A 16,630-nucleotide genomic window follows, 5' to 3' on the forward strand; every position below is an offset into this window, starting at 1 on the left:
ACATGAAAACGACACGACAATACGAACGATGGGCGGGCCTGTTGGGCGGCGTATGCATCGCGCTCGCGCTGAACGCCTGCGCGGTGGTGGACCGCAGCGACACCGCGGGCGCCACGCTCGACAAGAACGCGAGCTGGACCGTCCTGCCGATCGCCAACCGCACGGAAACGCCGCAGGCGGGACTGCGCGCGTCGGCCATCGCGCAGAGTCTTCTGACGTCAGGCGGCGTGGCGCTCACGCGCTATCCGGACACCGGCGACGAGGAAACGCTCTTCGATACCGCGAAGCCCGACATCGACACGAAGGCGCTCGCGTGGGCGCGCTCGCAGAACGTGCGCTACGCGTTGACGGGCACGGTGACGGAATGGCGCTACAAAGTCGGCGTCGATGGCGAGCCGGCCGTGGGCCTCACCTTCGATGTCGTCGATGTCGCAAGCGGAAAGGTCGTCTGGAGCGCGGCGGGCAGCCGCACCGGATGGAGCCGCGACGCGCTCTCGGGTGTCGCGCAGAAGCTCGAAAAAGAGCTGCTCGGCGCATTGACGAAGTAGCGCCATGGGAACCGTGGACGGCAAATCGCAGACATCGGCCGAACCGGGCGGCGCGGCGCGCTCCCGGCGGCAGCGCGCCGCGCAAGGCGGACAGTCGGTCTCGCGCGACATGCCGTGGGCGCGCGTGTTCGCGCCTTCGGGCATCTCGGGCAGGCGCGCCGCGTTCATCGCGATGGAAGTCGCCGTCGCGACCGCCGTCATGGCCGGCGTCTCCTGGCTCATCGATCCCGCCGATCCGCTGCTTCTTCGCACGGGCTTCGGCTGGGTGTGGCTGTTGCCGGTCGTCTTCGCACTGCGCTACGGCACGCTCGCGGGCATGGCGAGCGCGCTTCTGCTGCTGCTCGCGTGGTATGCGTCGAATGCGGTCGGCCCGGCGCACGCACACGCCGCGCACGCGCCGTTTCCCGGCAGCTTCTTCTTCGGCGGATTCGTGCTGACGCTGCTGTGCGGGCAATTCGGCGATATCTGGATCGGCCGTCAGCGGCAGGCGCGCATCGCCAACGACTATCTCGCCGAGCGTCTCTCGATTCTCACGAAGAACCAGTTCCTGCTGCGCCTGTCGCATGAACGGCTCGAACAGGACGTGCTCGCGCGTCCGGCGACGCTGCGCGATTCGCTCGCGCGCCTGCGCACGCTCGCGCTCAACGACGAGGACGACGGCCCGCTCATCGGCGCCGCGCGCTTTCTGAGGACGGCGGCGCAGGCGTGCCAGATCGAAACCGCGAGCCTCTTCGCGTGGAACGGCAACGCCGTGCAGACGACGCCCGTCGCGAGCGTCGGCGAACCGTTCACGCTCGACATGGCCGATCCGCTCGTCACCGAAGCGCGCGAAACGCTCGCGCTGACGCATCCGGAATCCAGCGCCGCATCGGGCGCGGAGGCGAACACGCGCTATCGCGCCGTCGCGCCGCTGCTCGATGCAGGCGGCCGGCATGTGGCGCTGCTCGTCGTCGAGCGCATGCCGTTTCTCGCGATGACGCGCGACAACCTGCAATTCCTGCTCGTGCTCTGCGGCTACTACGCCGACAGCGTGCGCCACGCGGAAATCAGCCGTTCGGTCTTGCAGGCGTTTCCGCGCTGTCCCTACGACTTCGCGCTGGACTACGCGCGCCTCGTGCGTCTGCTACGCGATACCGGCGTGGAATCGTCGCTCGTCGCGCTCGTTTTCGATGCCAGCGAGTTCGGCGTCTCGCTGCATGAACACGTGCTGCGCCTGCGGCGTTCGCTGGATGCGCAATGGCCCATCGTCACGCCGACGCAGCGCGTCGTGCTCACGCTGATGCCGCTCTCCGGCGAAAGCGCGGTCGCGGGCTATCTGCTGCGCATCGAAGAGAACCTGCGCGCGCAGTTCGGCGCGGACTTCGAATCGGCGGGCGTCGCGACGCACTCGATGCGCCTGTCCGCCGATTCGCCGATCGACGCGCTGCATCAATTTCTGAGGCTCTGTCATGCCGAAGCGTGAGCGCACCGTTCATCGTGCGACCGCCGTGCTGGCGTGGCTCGCGGCGCTCGCCGGCGTGGCCGCGCAGATCGAAGTGTTCGTGCTGGCCTCGCGCGCCGGGCCGCCGACGCGTGTGCTGCTCACGTGCCTCGGCGCGCAGGCGGTGGCGGCCACGCTCATCGCGTTTGCGTGCTGGCGCACGCTGCCCGCGCGCTATCGTTCGACAAGCTCTAAGGGCGCGTGGTGCTATCTGTGGCTCTTCGTTTTCGCGGTGCCGGTCGGCGGCGCGCTGGCCTCGGTCGGCGCGATGGCGCTCGCGCTGGCGTTGCCGCGACGCGTGGCCGCGAAGGGCGTCGCGTACGTCGAGGAGCCGGAGTTCGCGACGCATCTGATTCCGCATGTGTCGTACGGACGCGGCGCGCGCCTCAAAGCCGAATTGCAGAACGCCGAGGCGGCTACGTCCATGCGGATGACCGCGCTGCTCGCGATGCAGTCGATGCCCGCGCATACCATCAGTCCGCTGTTGCGCGGCATGCTCGCCGATCCGCTCGACGATATCCGCCTGCTCGCCTACGGCATGCTCGACAGCCAGGAGAAGCGCCTCACGCAGCGCATCCTCGCCGAGCGGCCGCGCCTCACCGAGCCGCTCACGCCGCGCGAACGTTACGAAGTGAACAAGACGCTCGCCGAGCTTTATGGCGAACTGATCTACGCGCATCTCGTGCAGGGCGACGTGTACCGCAACGCGGCGGAACAGGCCGATGCCTACGCCGCCGCGGCGCTCGACATCGAACCGGCGGACGCCGCGCTGTGGCGCATGCGCGGCCGTCTCGCGCTCGACCGGGGCGATCTCGACGCCGCCGACACGCTGCTCGAACGCGCGATCCAGCAGGGTTTCGCCCGCGACCGCATGCTGCCTTATCTGGCCGAAGCCGCATATCTGCGCGGCGACTTCGCCCGCGTGAAGGCGCTTCTCGGACAGATGAGCCCGTCGGCGGTCCTGCCCGTGATGAAACCCGTACTCGACTACTGGCGCGGCTCGCTCGCCACGCTGCGCAAAGGCGTCTCATGAACGCGAACATCGCCGCTATTCCCGAAACGTCGTGGCCGGCGTTGACGACGACGCTCCCCAAGGCGTCGCGTGCCGACGTCGTGCTGCTGCTCGAAGGCACGTTTCCCTATGTGAGCGGCGGCGTGTCGAGCTGGGTCAATCAGATGATCCGCGCCTTTCCGGACCTGAGCTTCGCGCTGTGCTTTCTCGGCAGCCGTCCGCAGGACTATCCGAAGGCTTCGTATGCGCTGCCCGACAACGTCGTGCATCAGGAGAACCACTTCCTGTATGACTTCTCCGCGAACCCCGAAGTCGAAAAGCGGCGCGGCGATCGCGCGGCCTTCGCGCAGTCGGCGAAATTGCACGAAGCCATGCGCAATCCCGCGATGCGCGCCGCCGCAGGCTCGATGCTGCGCCACATGCTGAAAGACCTCGCGCCCGACGGCCGTCTTTCGGAAAGCGAGTTTCTCTACTCGCGCGAGGCGTGGAACTACGTGACGCAGCAGTATCGCGAGCGGTGCACGGACCCTTCGTTCGTCGATTATTTCTGGACCGTGCGCGTGATGCACAAACCGCTCTGGCTGCTCGCGCGCATTGCCGACGGTCTGCCGGATGCGGGCGTCTATCACACGGTCTCGACCGGCTACGCGGGCTTTCTCGGCGCGCTCGCGCACCACCGCACGGGCCGGCCGCTGCTCGTGTCCGAACACGGCATCTACACCAAGGAACGCAAGATCGACCTGTTCCAGAGCCAGTGGATACGCGATAACCGCAGCATCTTCGAGCGCGACGTGTCGCAGGTCGGCTATTTCCGCGATCTGTGGGTGCGTTTCTTCGAAACGCTCGGGCGCGTGTGCTACGACGCGGCGGACCATATCGTCGCGCTCTATGAAGGCAACCGCCAGCGCCAGGTCGCCGACGGCGCGCCCGCGCAAAAGACCGCGAGCATCCCGAACGGCGTGAATCTGCCGCGACTCGCGCCGCTACGCGAGAAGCGCGCGCCCGGCGTGCCGAAAACGCTGTGCCTGATCGGGCGCGTGGTGCCGATCAAGGACATCAAGACCTTCATTCGCGCGATGCTGACCGTCGTGCGCAAGGAACCGCTCGCCGAGGCGTGGATCGCGGGGCCGGAGGACGAGGACGTCGAATACGCGAAGGAATGCCGCAGCCTCGTCGAAAGTCTCGGGCTCGAAGGCAAGGTGCGGTTTCTCGGCTTTCAAAAAATCGAGGAACTGCTGCCGAAATGCGGCGTGCTGGTGCTCAGTTCGATTTCCGAAGCGCTGCCGCTCGTCGTGCTCGAAGGTTTCGCGGCGGGCGTGCCCTCGGTGACGACGGACGTCGGCTCCTGCCGTCAGCTGATCTACGGCCTGCCGGGCGAAGACGCGGCGCTCGGCGCGGCGGGCCGCGTCGTGCAGATCGCCGATCCGCGCGCGCTCGCCGACGCCGCGCTCGATCTGCTCGACGAGGACAACTGGCGCGCGGCGCAGGCGGCGGGCATCGCGCGGGTGGAACGCTTCTATACGCAGGAGCGGATGGTCGGCGCGTATCGCGTGCTTTACGAGCGGCTGATCGGCGGCACAACGCGTGGTAATCAAAAGGACATCTGAACGTCATGGCGGGAATCGGCTTCGAATTGCGCAAGATGCTCCGGCGCGACACGCTCGTCGGGCTGATGCAGGCGTATGCCTACGCGGGACTCATCAGCGCGGGACCGTGGATTCTGTCGATCATCGGCATGCTGCTCATCGGCATTCTGAGCCTGCCGTTCGTGCTGCCGACCGGGCTCATCACGCAGTTTCAGGTGTCGGTGACGTACCTCATTTCGCTGTCGCTCGTGCTGACGGGGCCGCTGCAACTCGGCTTCACGCGCTTCACGTCCGACCGCCTATTCGAGAAACGCGCCGACATGGTGCTGCCGAACTACCACGGCGCGGCGCTCGTTTCGACCGTCGCGGCGACGCTCCTCGGCGGCGTCGCGGTGATCTTCCTGTTCCGCGATCAGACGGCGGCGTACCGGATGCTGATGCTCGCGGGCTTCGTCGTGATGAGCAACATCTGGCTCGCCACCATCTTTCTGTCCGGCATGAAGCAGTACATGTCGATCCTGTGGGTGTTTTTCATCGGCTATACGCTCACGGCGGGCGCGGCGATCACGCTGAACGTGTTCGGCCTGACGGGGCTGCTCGGCGGCTTCGTGTTCGGGCAGACGGTGCTGCTCGCGGGGCTGCTCACGCTCATCTATCGCGACTACACGAGCGAGCGCTTCATCGCGTATGACTTCTTTTCGCGGCGCTACCGTTATCCGACGTTGATGGCGACGGGCTTTCTCTACAACCTCGGCATCTGGGTCGACAAGTTCATGTTCTGGTACGCGCCGGGCACGGGGCAGGCGGTCATCGGGCCACTGCGCGCGTCGATCATCTACGACATTCCCGTGTTTCTCGCCTACCTCGCGATCATTCCGGGCATGGCCGTGTTCCTGATGCGTATCGAGACGGACTTCGTCGAGTATTACGACGCGTTCTATGGCGCGGTGCGCGAAGGCGCGTCGTTGCAGCATATCGAGCGAATGCGCAACGCCATGGTCGAGGCGCTGCGCAACGGGCTCTACGAGATCGTCAAGGTGCAGGCGACCGCCGCCCTGCTGCTCTTTGCGATCAGCGCGGTGCTGCTCGGCTGGCTGCGCATTTCGACGCTCTACTCGCCGCTGCTTTACGTCGATGTCATCGCCGCGAGCCTGCAAGTGGTCTTCATGGGCGTCATCAACGTGTTCTTCTATCTCGACAAGCGGCGCGTGGTGCTCGCGCTCGTGGCGTTGTTCGTCGTGTCGAACGTCGTGCTGACGGGACTGACGCTGATGGCGAATCCCGGCTGGTACGGCTTCGGTTTCGCGGGGTCGCTGCTGTGCGTGGTGCTGGTGAGCCTCGTCTGGCTGGATCGGAAGCTGGACTCGCTCGAATACGAGACGTTCATGATTCAGTGAGCGTGGCTGGGCGTGGCTCGGCGTGGCTGAGCGTGGCTAGCGGGAGTCGAGGCGCGCGTTCATCCGCCCGGCCCGGAACGCGTCCACCACGAAATCGACGAACACGCGCGTTTTCGGCGGCAGCAGCTTCTTGCTCGGGTAGTACAGGCTGATCGCGCCGAGTTCGGCGAACCAGCCCGGCAGCAGGCGCATGAGCGTACCTTGCTGGAGCCAGCGCGCGGCATGGGGCATGGGAATCAGCGCGATCCCCAATCCTTGCATGGCGGCGGCGGCCATGCCTTCCGGATCGTCGAAGATCATGCGCGTGCGGTGCCGGACGAGGGACTGCTCGCCCACGGCGTTGCGCAATTTCCAGGCGAATACGCGCCCGGATGACACCGAACGCCGCGCGATGCCGTCGAATGCTTCGAGTTCCGCCGGATGCGCGGGCATCGGCTTGTCCGCCATGTAGGCGGGCGACGCCACGACGATCACATGCGCCGGCGCGAGTTCGCGCGCCACGACGCCTTCGTTCAATTCGATGCCGCCGCCGATCGCAGCGTCATATCCCTCGCCGATGAGATCGACAGGCCGGTTGTCGAAATGCACGTCCGGGACGATGGCGGGGTAACGCTCGAGGAAGCCGCCCAGAATCGGCACCAGGTACTCCCGCCCGAAACCGACGCCCACGCTCACCTTCAGCGTGCCGGAAGGCGCGCCGTTCTGCTCGGCCGCGTGCGAGACGGCATCGCGCAGCGCGTCGAACGGCGCGCGCACTTCCTGATAGAAGCTCTCGCCGCTGTCCGTCAACGTCAGGCTGCGCGTGCTCCGATGGAAAAGCCGCAACCCGAGTTGCTGCTCCAGCCGCGCGACGTTCTTGCTGACGCCGGCGGGCGTCATCCCGAGCCGGCGCGCAGCCGCCGAGAAGCTCCCGGTTTGCGCCGTGACGACGAACGACTCCAGAAAGTTGAACGATTCCACGGCGCGCTCCCCGCTTGATGCCGCTTGATACCGCTGGTTGAAACTGATTGCCCGCATTATGCGCTACCGGGCGATGAATCCAGCGGCCATACTGCCTTCACGTTCACTCACCCAGCAGGAGCAGATCATGGCAAGCAATCTCAGCGGAAAGATCGCATTCGTCACGGGCGGCGCACGCGGCATCGGCGCGGCGGTCGTCAGCCGGCTCGCGGCGGAAGGCGCGGCGGTGGCCTTCACGTATCGCGGATCGGCGGCGCAAGCCTCCGCGCTCGCCGCGAAGATCGAGGAAACCGGTGGCCGCGTGCTCGCGATCCAGTCGGATGCCGCCGACGCCGATGCGCTGACACGCGCAATCGATCAGACGGCGCGTCATTTCGGCGGCAAGATCGACGTTCTCGTCAACAACGCCGGCGTGCTGTATCTCGGCCCCGTCGATGCCTTCTCGCTCGACGACTTCGACAAGACCGTGGCCGTGAACGTGCGCGCCGTGTTCGTCGCGACGAAGGCGGTGCTGCCGTATATGCCGGCTGGCGGGCGCATCGTCAACATCGGCAGCACGAACGCGGACCGCATGCCGTTTCCGGGCGGCGCGGCCTACGCGATGAGCAAGGCGGCGCTGCAAGGGCTCGTCAAAGGTCTCGCGCGTGATCTCGGCCCGAAGGGCATCACGGTCAACAACGTGCAGCCGGGTCCCGTGGACACGGACATGAATCCGGAGCAAGGCGAATTCGGCGCTGGACTGCACGCGCTGATGGCCGTCCAGCGCCACGCCCGAGCCGATGAAATCGCGGCGATGGTGGCGTACGTCGCGGGTCCGGAAGCATCGTTCGTGACGGGCGCGAGCCTGATGATCGACGGCGGCTTCAGCGCGTGACACGTTCCTTTAAGGGCATCGATGTGTAAGCCTAAGCATCGACTTGTCGGCGATGCGTCGGGCGGTTGGAATCTTCGCGTAAGGCACGCGCATAGCGTTGCCTCACGCGGTCTCAGGATGAACGTTGCGGGCACGGGCCATGCGTCATCGCATGGCCCGTTTCGTTCAATCACCATGAGGCTCGTCCATGAAACCGATCCGCCCGCGCTACCGCTCGCGATTGGCCACGGCGCTTTTCGAGTGGCTCAATCCGATCCCGTATGGCCTCTTCGTCGGCACGCTGATCTTCGACATCATCTATGCGAATACTGCCGTCATCTTCTGGGCGAAGGGTGCGGCGTGGCTCGTCACGGTCGGCCTCCTGTTCGCGATCATTCCGCGCTTCGTGAATCTGGGCCACGTCTGGTTCGGCGCGCGGGGCACGGTCACGAGCCTCGAGCGCACCGACTTCTGGCTGAACCTTCTCGGTATCGTCGCGGCGGTGGTCAACGCGTTCGTCCATACGCGCGATGCCTATGCGATCGTCCCGCTCAACGTCATTCTCTCGGTCGTCACGGTCGTGTTGCTGAACGCCGGCCAGGTCATGCTCGCCTTCGACAAGTTCAACCGCTTCAATCTGCCGGAGGCTGCCCGTGAATAACGTCTTGCGCACAAGCCTTCTTTCGATGGCCGTTGCCGCCTGCCTCGGCGGATGCAACGAACACGCATCCTACGACGCGCAGCAACAGGCCGGCGCCAGTCCGCCGCTGCCCAGCGCGCGCAACTTCTTCGCGCCGCCGATGCAGGTGCCGAAGCACGTCGGCTGGAAAAGCGGCGAGACGCCGAAGGTCGCGGACGGGCTGAAGATAGAAGGCATCGCGTCGGGCCTCGAACATCCGCGTCAGGTGTACGCGCTGCCGAACGGCGATATCCTCGTCGCGGAATCGAGCAGTCCGGAAGAAGAGCCGGTGACGACGCCCAAGCAGCTCGTCGCGGGCATGGTGCAGACGCGCTCGGGCAAGGAAGCGAAAGGCGGCAACCGCATCACGCTGCTGCGCAAGCCCGCGGGCGGCAACGGCGAGTGGGAAAAGCACGTGTTCATCGACCATCTGCATTCGCCGTTCGGCATGCAGCTGGTCGGCAATACGCTGTTCGTGGCCGATACCGACGCCATTCTCGCGTTTCCGTATCAGACCGGCACGACGCATATCGACGGCACGGGCGTCGAACTTACCGATCTGCCGAGCACGATCAACCATCACTGGACGAAGGCGCTGCTCGCGAGCCCGGACGGCAAGAAGCTGTACGTGGGCGTTGGGTCGAACAGCAATGTCGGCGAGAACGGACTGGATGTGGAATACCGCCGCGCCGACGTGCTGGAAGTGGACATCGCGACGGGCGGCAGCCGCGAGTTCGCGACCGGCATCCGCAATCCGACCGGGCTTCAGTGGGAACCGAAGACGGGCAAGCTGTGGACGGTCGCGAACGAACGCGATGAGATCGGCGCGGATCTCGTTCCGGACTATCTGACCTCGGTTAAGGAGCACGCGTTTTACGGCTGGCCGTATAGCTACTACGGACAGCATGTGGACGAGCGCGTGCATCAGCAAAGGCCCGATCTCGTCGAGAAGGCGATCAAGCCGGATTACGCGATCGGCTCGCACGTCGCGCCGCTCGGGCTGCTTTTTTATACCGGCAACAATCTGCCCGCACCGTATCGCGGCGGCGCGTTCATCGGCGAGCATGGCAGTTGGGACCGCTCGCCGCTGTCGGGCTATGCGGTTACGTACGTCACGTTCCAGGCCGGACAGCCGGTCGGCGCGCCGAAGCCCGTCGTCACCGGCTTTGTCTCCGACGACGAAAAGCAATTACGCGGCGCGCCGGTCGGATTAGCGCAGGACAAGGACGGCGCGCTGATCATCGCGGACGACGCCGGGAACACCGTCTGGCGCGTGACCAAGGCGGGCGGTTGACGCTTTTGCGTGCGCGAGCGAACACAGCGGGCCTTCGATTCGAGGGCCCGCTGCCTTTCTGCGCGCGTTATCGCTTCAGTTCAGTTGGGGAACGCGACATCGCGATCCCGCGACATGGCGCCCCGATGACCTCGCTTGCCGTGAGCGGCGAATCGGCGTTCGATCCAGTCGCGCGCAAGCACGATCGGCAAGGTGCTCATCGCGACGAGCCAGATGAAGCAGGATGCGAGCGCATCGAATAGGCGCACGAGTATCGTACTTTTCATTTACCACCCCCGAGATACATGGTCTTTCGCATCATCGCGGCCGCGCTGTTTTTTCTTGGCATGGCATGGCGCGGCGCCGCTGTGCGTGTTGTGTTGTCGAGTCTAGACCGGGAGCGGTCGTGGTCCACGATGTCTTTGCGAAGATGTGAGGGGTCGCGTACGGTTTGGCGTTCGGCGCGGAATGCGGGCGCGGTGGGGGCGTTCATTGCGGCTTGCTCCACATACCGTTTTCCAGCGCCATGCGCCGACGCTTGAGCGTGCGCGCTTCGTCGATGACGCCACTGGCATCCATCGGAATCTGCAAAGGCTGGTCGCTGAAGAACCGCTGTTTCATTTGCGCCATCACTACCGTCTTGCCGAGCGGCGACAAGTTGGGAATCAACGTCGGCTCAACCAGAAACGGCGTCGCAGCGTTGAGCAGCAGATCGCGCATCTAGGCGACCAGCGCGTCGATCTCGTGTTTGGTGCGCGGTACCTGAATGTGGATGGCCGAGTGAGCCACTCCACGTAAAGATAGGGGCTTATGCCGCGCTTGGGCATTCACTTCAACGAGGCGATTGAGAAGAGAACGCCGAAACGATCCGCCCCCATGCATCCCTTCTCACCCTATTTCTGATACGGGCCTTCATATGAAATCGAGCCGATCATCGGTGTCGCGTTAATGCCATCTACCAGACCCTCACTGACGCCAGCCATGAGCACCAAAGCCGAGGCGGTCGAGAACAAAACATTCGTGAACAGCACCGGATTGAATAGCCACCCCACAATCATCCACTGAGTTAACCCTGTCACGAAAAGCGTTAACCCGCCCGCGACAAGCACTCCGCCACCAGCGTCTAAACATAGCGTAAGACCCACAAAGTCCGTGGCTTCAAGTTCCCGTTCTTTGAAACGATAAACAACGCCCTTGCTGATGAAGTCACTGGTCGATCCAACTCCGGCAATGGTTCCGTCCTTCGAAATGAATCTGGGCAACTTGATCTCTGGCAAGCGAAGTCGAGCAGGCAAGCGAAGCCCTGCGCCCAAGCCGAATCCCGCTGCGGCGTACTTGAACTTGAATGGCTGCTGAGACGGATCGTCCAGAACCAACATGCCTCCTGATAGCGAGATCGGCCCTACTCCCATGCTCCCTCCCGCCGATGTATCAAAGCTCTATTCACTCTTTTGCATCATTGTCTTTCTGAAGTCCCAACCCTATCGAAGATGGAAGACCGAGTAGTCCACCGAGAATGAAACATGCCGCGATCCATCCGGCCATCAACTGAATACCCCACATACCCCAGAGCGTATTCATCTCTGCAATGCGCGGCTCCCTCGGGTCGTAGCGCATCTCTACCACGTCACCCACGTCAATCGATGACCATGCGCTTGCCGGGACTGAGATACGCTGTCCCTCCAAAGTCGTGAATTCGACTTGAGGATGCCTGCCTGCGTTCAGTTTGACGACCTTTCCCGAAACAACCTTTGAAGCCCTGACGAATCGCATCTCAACAGACAAAAAAGGATATTGAATGCAGAGAATCGCAAGGCCGATAACGACGCCGGGCCAGTTAATGCGACGCTTCCTTGACTTAATCATTGCTTTCCTTGAAGCCCCACCTCACTGCAAGTCCGCGCATCTCGGCGACAAGCAACCCCATGAAGGGCCACGCGTTAAACAGATGCTCGCCCCACACATCCCACATCGTATTGACCTTTGCGACGTGAGGTTGCTGCGGGTCATCACGCGTCTCTACCTTGTCATCTACCGTCACCGACGACCCGCTATGCGCCGCAACGGAGATGCGTTGTCTATCCATCGTGGTGAACGCAACCTGCGGGTGTTGGCTATCTGCATTGATCTTCACGACTTCGCCCTGAACAACCTCTGAAGGTTTGAGGAAGTCAGTAGTAGAAGGAAGGGCAGATTGCTGAACTGAGACAAATGACGCGCCTATGACAATGGCGCACCACTTAATATTGCGTTTCTTATTCATCGCGTCAGGTCATACTCGACAGTTGCCTTCGGACCGGGCAGGCCAGCTACGCCAACCGCGTAATCGTGTTTGAACTTCGTGAACGAAAGCTCGACTTGCTCGTAGTGGCCGCCCATGCAGCCGTAGGGTTTGACACTCATGACCATCACGTTTTGCAGCGTCAGGCTCAAGAACGGCTGAGCTGGGAGCAGCTTCCCAACGATGCCTGCTGCTTGCGGCTGCGCAGTCGGCTTATTGGCGCTCAGCACAGCCTTGGGAGCCATCTTGTTTTGAATCAGATAATTTAGTAATCCAGATGACGCTAAGCTCACTTCGTGTACGAACGTCAGGTTTCCGACCGATGTCTTCTTCGTAGGGGCTTGGTCGCGCGAGTTGCGGTACAACACCCAGTCCCAACTCACCACCTCAATTTCGCCTTCGTGACCAAAAACGGCTGACTCTCCCGTGATGCCGTCAATCTTGATATAGATATTGCTGCCTGCCATTAACCGTCTCCCGCCAATTGTCAAGATATGTCTATACGACATTGGTAGTCTGATTCAACGACAGCGCAGTGGACGGCCCGCGACATAATTTGACTCGGTACGTCGTGTTGTCTCGCGGGACTTACACCACTCGCTTCTTCCGGACCCTCGCGCGTACGCCAGCGTCTCTCCCTCGGCATCAACGGCCACGCGCGCCACGTGTGCGCGGAGGTACTGGAAGGCTTCAACGACGCGCGAGGTCGATTCCTTCTCACCGTATTGCGGCGGTCCGCTACTCGAGTGTTGGCAGTTGATCACACCGAGACGGAAGGACGAATCCGGCCTCGCTTGAATGACGCGTGTGTGACTGTGGACGTGAGTCACGCAACGTCAACGTGGATTGTCGGCACTAACGGTAGTTACACGCTTGCAGCGACAGGCACTGCTCTTTGCGTGATCCTGTGAGCGCGTGTCCGTGGCCGCAGTGACAAGCGGCCCTAACGCACAGACGCCAATGGTCGGTTAATACGACACTGCTGCTTTGCACTGTCCACTGCAAAGCGAATAAGTTTCACGCTGTGCCTCTAGCCCCAAAAGAACCGCTATTCGTATGCCGAAAGCACCCGCTGCTAACCTTCCCACCACCCGCCAAAACAAAGCCGTTTAGCGCCACGATGCCTATCCTTAAGGGTTTCGTCAGTTATGGCCGGTAGGCTGTATTGCTCAATAAAGCTCAACAATGCTCAGCAAGAGCGGAACACAACATGCCCGCACCCTACGTCGAAAGCCTCGTCAAAATCTCGTGGAAGAATCTTTCGCGTCACCGGTTTCATCGGAAGCATGCGCGCGAGGCGCGCGGGATTCTCCGCAACATCGAGAACAGGCAGGGGAAGACGGATGCTGGACAACTGCGGCTCGCGGACGCCTACGCGCGCGACGTGCTGGGCGACCCGTGCTACGCGCCGTGGCTGCACGTCTATACCGCTCTCAACGGAACGTTCAAAGAAGGCTGGATTCCGGACAACTACTACGGCTGGATCGTCGTTCCGAAGATGAAAGGTCTTTACGGGCAGATGTCGCATCTCAAGCCCGTGTCGCGGCTGCTCTTTCAGGACGACGCGTTTCCGGATCTCGGCTACTACGTGAACGGCATTTTCTATACGGCGGACCACACTGCGATACCTAAATCGCAGGTCGAAAGCGTCGTTTTCAGCACGACGGACCGCATAGCGTTCAAGCTCGATCACTCGATGCAGGGCAAGGGCGTCTTCCTGATCGATCGCAAAGACTTCGACGCCGATCGCATCAGCCAGCTCGGCAACGGCGTGCTGCAACGCTTCATCGTGCAGCACGCGTCGTTTGACCAGTTCGCGTCGAAGGCGGTGGCGACGGTGCGGCTGACGACGGTCGTCGACGACGCCGGCAGTATCTCGCTGCGCGCCTGTTTTCTGCGCCTCGGCCGCTCCGCCGACACGTACATCCGCCCGGACAGCGAAGTCTGCGTGCCCGTCGATCTGGAAACCGGGCGGCTCTTCAGCGCGGGCTATCTGAGCGACTGGACCCGCGTCGAGGCTCACCCGGATTCCAAGGTCAGGTTCGACGGTGTGATCCTGCCTGCGTTTTCCAAATGCGTGGACAAGGTCATCGAGCTCCACGCGAAGGCGCCGTTTGCGCGCTGCGTCGGCTGGGATCTGACCGTCGATATCGACGAGAAGGTGCTCGTGATGGAGTGGAACGCCGAGCACAACGACGTCAAATTCAGCGAAGCAACGCAAGGACCGTGCTTCACCGATCTGAAGTGGGAAACGTTGAGGCCGATGGCTTGAGGCGTCTTCTTGGCGCTTGTTTAATGCAGCCGCGCCCGCCTCGTCTGATCGAACCGTTCGCGTGCCACTAACGGCGCCAGTGCAAGGCTATCTTCCCGCGCCGGCTCGATGCAGCGACGCCGTCGTCTAATCTAACAAGACGTGTGGGCGTTAGCGCAGCGCGGCGGCAGGCGGCGCGGGCCGCTTCTCGCCACCGCGCAAACGCTCCGTGATGCCTCCTCCCGCAGCAACCAACAAGCCCGCCTCCGCAAGAAATCGACTCGTACCATCGCGCCGATCGCCCGTACAATCGTCGCAACGGAGGTCGCACATGCCCACACCCACCCGGCGTCCCGTCCTGGGATGCATCGCCGACGATTTCACCGGCGCCACCGATCTCGCCAGCATGCTCGTGCGCGGCGGCATGCGCACGATCCAGAGCATCGGCGTGCCCGCGTCGAACGCGCGCCTCGACGCGGATGCCGTCGTGGTCGCGCTGAAATCGCGGACCATCGAAGCGTCGGACGCCATCGCGCAATCGCTCGCCGCGCTCGACTGGCTGCGCGCGCAAGGCTGCCGCCAGTTCTTCTTCAAATACTGTTCGACGTTCGATTCCACCGATGCCGGCAACATCGGCCCGGTCGCCGAGGCGCTGCTCGACGCGCTCGCCGGAACCAGCGGCGCGGACTTCACGATCGCCTGCCCGGCTTTCCCGGAGAACAAGCGGACGGTGTATCGCGGACATCTCTTCGTCGGCGACGCGCTGCTCAGCGAATCGGGCATGGAGCATCACCCGCTCACGCCGATGCGCGATCCCAACCTCGTTCGCGTCCTGCAGCGCCAGTCGAAAGCGAAGGTCGGCCTGATCGCGAGCGAAACGGTCGCGGCGGGCGCCGATGCGGTGCGCGACGCGATCGCCCGTCTGCGTGCCGATGGCGTGCGTCTCGCGATTGCCGACGCGCTCACCGACGCCGACTTGCGCACGCTCGGCGCGGCCTGCGCCGATCTTGCGCTCATCACGGGCGGGTCGGGCGTCGCCATCGGCTTGCCGGACAACTTCCGCCGTGCAGGACTGATCGAGCCGAACGACAAGGCGGCGGAACTGCTCACGGTCGAAGGCGCGGCGCTCGTGCTAGCGGGCAGCGCATCGAAAGCGACGAACGGGCAAGTGGCCGAGTGGATCGCGGCGCGGCCCGCGTTTCGCGTCGATCCGCGTGCGCTCGCCCGGGGCGAGCCGGTCGTCGACAAGGCGCTCGCCTTCATCGATACACACGCGCCGCAACCCGTGCTGGTCTACGCGACAGCCACGCCCGACGAAGTGAAGGCGGTCCAGAACGAACTCGGAAGCGCGGCGGCGGGCAAGCTCGTCGAAGATGCGCTCGCCGTCATCGCTCGCGAGGCGAAGACGCGCGGCGTGCGCAAGTTTGTGGTCGCGGGCGGCGAAACGTCGGGCGCGGTGGTGCAGGCGCTCGGCGTCGAGATGCTCCAGATCGGGCCGCCCATCGATCCCGGCGTGCCCGTGACCGTCAGCGTCGGCGCGGACGAGGCGCGGCTCGCGCTGGCGCTTAAGTCCGGCAACTTCGGCGCACGCGATTTCTTCGACAAGGCACTGCGTTTCATCGAAGGAGAACGCGCGTGAGCGACACCGTCATTGGATCAGACAGCGACGCGAGACTGCGCGAGGAAATCTGCACGGTCGGCGAGAGCCTTTATGCGCGCGGCTACACCGTGGGCACGGCGGGCAATATCAGCGCGCGCTGCGACGACGGCTGGCTCATCACGCCGACCGATGCCTGTCTCGGCCGGCTGGATCCCGCGCAGATCGCCAAGGTGGATTTGGAGGGACGGCACGTCTCCGGCGCGCGGCCATCGAAGACGCTGGAACTGCATCGGCGTATCTACGAGGGCAATGCCGAAACGCGCGGCATCGTGCATACGCATTCGACCTCGCTCGTCGCATTGACGCTCGCGGGCGTCTGGCGCGACGACGACGTCCTGCCGCCGATCACGCCGTATTACGTGATGAAGGTCGGCCACGTGCCGCTCGTGCGCTACCGCCGCCCCGGCGACCCGCAAGCCGCGGCCGAAATCGCGGCGCGCGCTGCCGACGTGCGCGCTGTTCTGCTGGAGCGGCTCGGGCCGGTGGTGTGGGAACGCAGCGTCTCCCATGCGTCTTACGCGCTCGAAGAACTGGAAGAGACTGCGCGCCTGTGGCTGATGACGACGCCGCGACCGGCTCCGCTCGACGATGCCGCCATCGACGAACTGCGGCAGACGTTCGGCGCGCGCTGGTAGCGTCGGCGCGACTCG

General features: G+C 63.9%; 19 protein-coding genes. 11 read left to right on the forward strand and 8 right to left on the reverse strand.

Annotated elements, in window-relative coordinates:
• Window positions 1-2 precede the first annotated feature (2 nt).
• From GV035_RS06615 to pelG, 5 genes are read left to right on the forward strand one after another with little or no spacing between them, the layout of a single operon-like run.
• Entirely contained in the window at window positions 3-548 is a 546-nt protein-coding gene (locus GV035_RS06615) for a penicillin-binding protein activator LpoB (RefSeq protein ID WP_159834177.1), read from the forward strand.
• A 4-nt stretch (window positions 549-552) separates the two neighbouring features.
• Window positions 553-2,010, forward strand: a complete 1,458-nt coding sequence (locus tag GV035_RS06620) for a PelD GGDEF domain-containing protein (RefSeq protein WP_159834178.1) — start codon at window positions 553-555, stop codon at window positions 2,008-2,010.
• Window positions 1,997-3,061 (forward strand): tetratricopeptide repeat protein, encoded by a 1,065-nt coding sequence (locus GV035_RS06625; protein WP_159834179.1) that lies wholly within the window; start codon window positions 1,997-1,999, stop codon window positions 3,059-3,061. Before GV035_RS06620 ends, GV035_RS06625 begins: the two co-directional genes overlap by 14 nt.
• Complete coding sequence (gene pelF / locus GV035_RS06630; protein WP_159834180.1) at window positions 3,058-4,647, forward strand: GT4 family glycosyltransferase PelF; 1,590 nt, start codon at window positions 3,058-3,060, stop codon at window positions 4,645-4,647. The genes GV035_RS06625 and pelF overlap by 4 nt, the downstream gene beginning before the upstream one ends.
• A 5-nt stretch (window positions 4,648-4,652) precedes the next feature.
• The gene (gene pelG, locus GV035_RS06635) at window positions 4,653-6,023 is read left to right on the forward strand and encodes an exopolysaccharide Pel transporter PelG (protein WP_159834181.1); all 1,371 of its coding nucleotides are present in this window, start codon (window positions 4,653-4,655) and stop codon (window positions 6,021-6,023) included.
• A 36-nt stretch (window positions 6,024-6,059) separates the two neighbouring features.
• On the opposite strand, the gene GV035_RS06640 is transcribed toward pelG, so the two are convergent.
• Entirely contained in the window at window positions 6,060-6,983 is a 924-nt protein-coding gene (locus GV035_RS06640) for a LysR family transcriptional regulator (RefSeq protein WP_159834182.1), read from the reverse strand.
• 127 nt (window positions 6,984-7,110) lie between these two features.
• On the opposite strand from GV035_RS06640, the gene GV035_RS06645 reads away from it, so the two are divergent.
• From GV035_RS06645 to GV035_RS06655, 3 genes are all read left to right on the forward strand, one after another.
• Window positions 7,111-7,857, forward strand: coding sequence for an SDR family oxidoreductase (locus GV035_RS06645; RefSeq protein WP_159834183.1), 747 nt, complete (start codon window positions 7,111-7,113; stop codon window positions 7,855-7,857).
• A gap of 187 nt (window positions 7,858-8,044) precedes the next feature.
• On the forward strand, window positions 8,045-8,497 hold the full coding sequence (locus GV035_RS06650; RefSeq protein ID WP_159834184.1) for a DUF2231 domain-containing protein: 453 nt from the start codon (window positions 8,045-8,047) through the stop codon (window positions 8,495-8,497).
• Window positions 8,498-8,522: 25 nt separating this feature from the next.
• The gene (locus tag GV035_RS06655; protein WP_159834999.1) at window positions 8,523-9,809 is read left to right on the forward strand and encodes a PQQ-dependent sugar dehydrogenase; all 1,287 of its coding nucleotides are present in this window, start codon (window positions 8,523-8,525) and stop codon (window positions 9,807-9,809) included.
• A gap of 80 nt (window positions 9,810-9,889) precedes the next feature.
• On the opposite strand, the gene GV035_RS06660 is transcribed toward GV035_RS06655, so the two are convergent.
• From GV035_RS06660 to GV035_RS06690, 7 genes are all read right to left on the reverse strand, one after another.
• The gene (locus tag GV035_RS06660) at window positions 9,890-10,075 is read right to left on the reverse strand and encodes a hypothetical protein (protein WP_159834185.1); all 186 of its coding nucleotides are present in this window, start codon (window positions 10,073-10,075) and stop codon (window positions 9,890-9,892) included.
• On the reverse strand, window positions 10,072-10,281 hold the full coding sequence (locus tag GV035_RS06665) for a hypothetical protein (RefSeq protein WP_159834186.1): 210 nt from the start codon (window positions 10,279-10,281) through the stop codon (window positions 10,072-10,074). Before GV035_RS06665 ends, GV035_RS06660 begins: the two co-directional genes overlap by 4 nt.
• Window positions 10,278-10,508 (reverse strand): hypothetical protein, encoded by a 231-nt coding sequence (locus GV035_RS06670; RefSeq protein WP_159834187.1) that lies wholly within the window; start codon window positions 10,506-10,508, stop codon window positions 10,278-10,280. The genes GV035_RS06665 and GV035_RS06670 overlap by 4 nt, the downstream gene beginning before the upstream one ends.
• 173 nt (window positions 10,509-10,681) lie before the next feature.
• Complete coding sequence (locus GV035_RS06675; protein ID WP_159834188.1) at window positions 10,682-11,167, reverse strand: hypothetical protein; 486 nt, start codon at window positions 11,165-11,167, stop codon at window positions 10,682-10,684.
• A gap of 64 nt (window positions 11,168-11,231) precedes the next feature.
• On the reverse strand, window positions 11,232-11,654 hold the full coding sequence (locus tag GV035_RS06680; RefSeq protein ID WP_159834189.1) for a DUF3592 domain-containing protein: 423 nt from the start codon (window positions 11,652-11,654) through the stop codon (window positions 11,232-11,234).
• The gene (locus GV035_RS06685) at window positions 11,647-12,051 is read right to left on the reverse strand and encodes a hypothetical protein (RefSeq protein WP_159834190.1); all 405 of its coding nucleotides are present in this window, start codon (window positions 12,049-12,051) and stop codon (window positions 11,647-11,649) included. The genes GV035_RS06680 and GV035_RS06685 overlap by 8 nt, the downstream gene beginning before the upstream one ends.
• Window positions 12,048-12,536 carry an Hcp family type VI secretion system effector gene (locus GV035_RS06690; protein ID WP_159834191.1) on the reverse strand — a complete coding sequence of 163 codons (489 nt, stop codon included), beginning with the start codon at window positions 12,534-12,536 and terminating at the stop codon, window positions 12,048-12,050. The genes GV035_RS06685 and GV035_RS06690 overlap by 4 nt, the downstream gene beginning before the upstream one ends.
• 743 nt (window positions 12,537-13,279) lie before the next feature.
• On the opposite strand from GV035_RS06690, the gene GV035_RS06695 reads away from it, so the two are divergent.
• From GV035_RS06695 to otnC, 3 genes are all read left to right on the forward strand, one after another.
• Window positions 13,280-14,341 carry a sugar-transfer associated ATP-grasp domain-containing protein gene (locus tag GV035_RS06695; protein ID WP_159834192.1) on the forward strand — a complete coding sequence of 354 codons (1,062 nt, stop codon included), beginning with the start codon at window positions 13,280-13,282 and terminating at the stop codon, window positions 14,339-14,341.
• A 310-nt stretch (window positions 14,342-14,651) separates the two neighbouring features.
• A complete protein-coding gene (gene otnK, locus GV035_RS06700; protein WP_159834193.1) occupies window positions 14,652-15,959 on the forward strand; it encodes a 3-oxo-tetronate kinase in 1,308 nt (435 codons plus the stop codon).
• Window positions 15,956-16,615 (forward strand): 3-oxo-tetronate 4-phosphate decarboxylase, encoded by a 660-nt coding sequence (otnC, locus tag GV035_RS06705; RefSeq protein ID WP_201303919.1) that lies wholly within the window; start codon window positions 15,956-15,958, stop codon window positions 16,613-16,615. Before otnK ends, otnC begins: the two co-directional genes overlap by 4 nt.
• Window positions 16,616-16,630 lie beyond the last annotated feature (15 nt).

The sequence above is a fragment of the Burkholderia sp. 8Y genome, assembly GCF_902506145.1.
GTDB lineage: Bacteria > Pseudomonadota > Gammaproteobacteria > Burkholderiales > Burkholderiaceae > Caballeronia.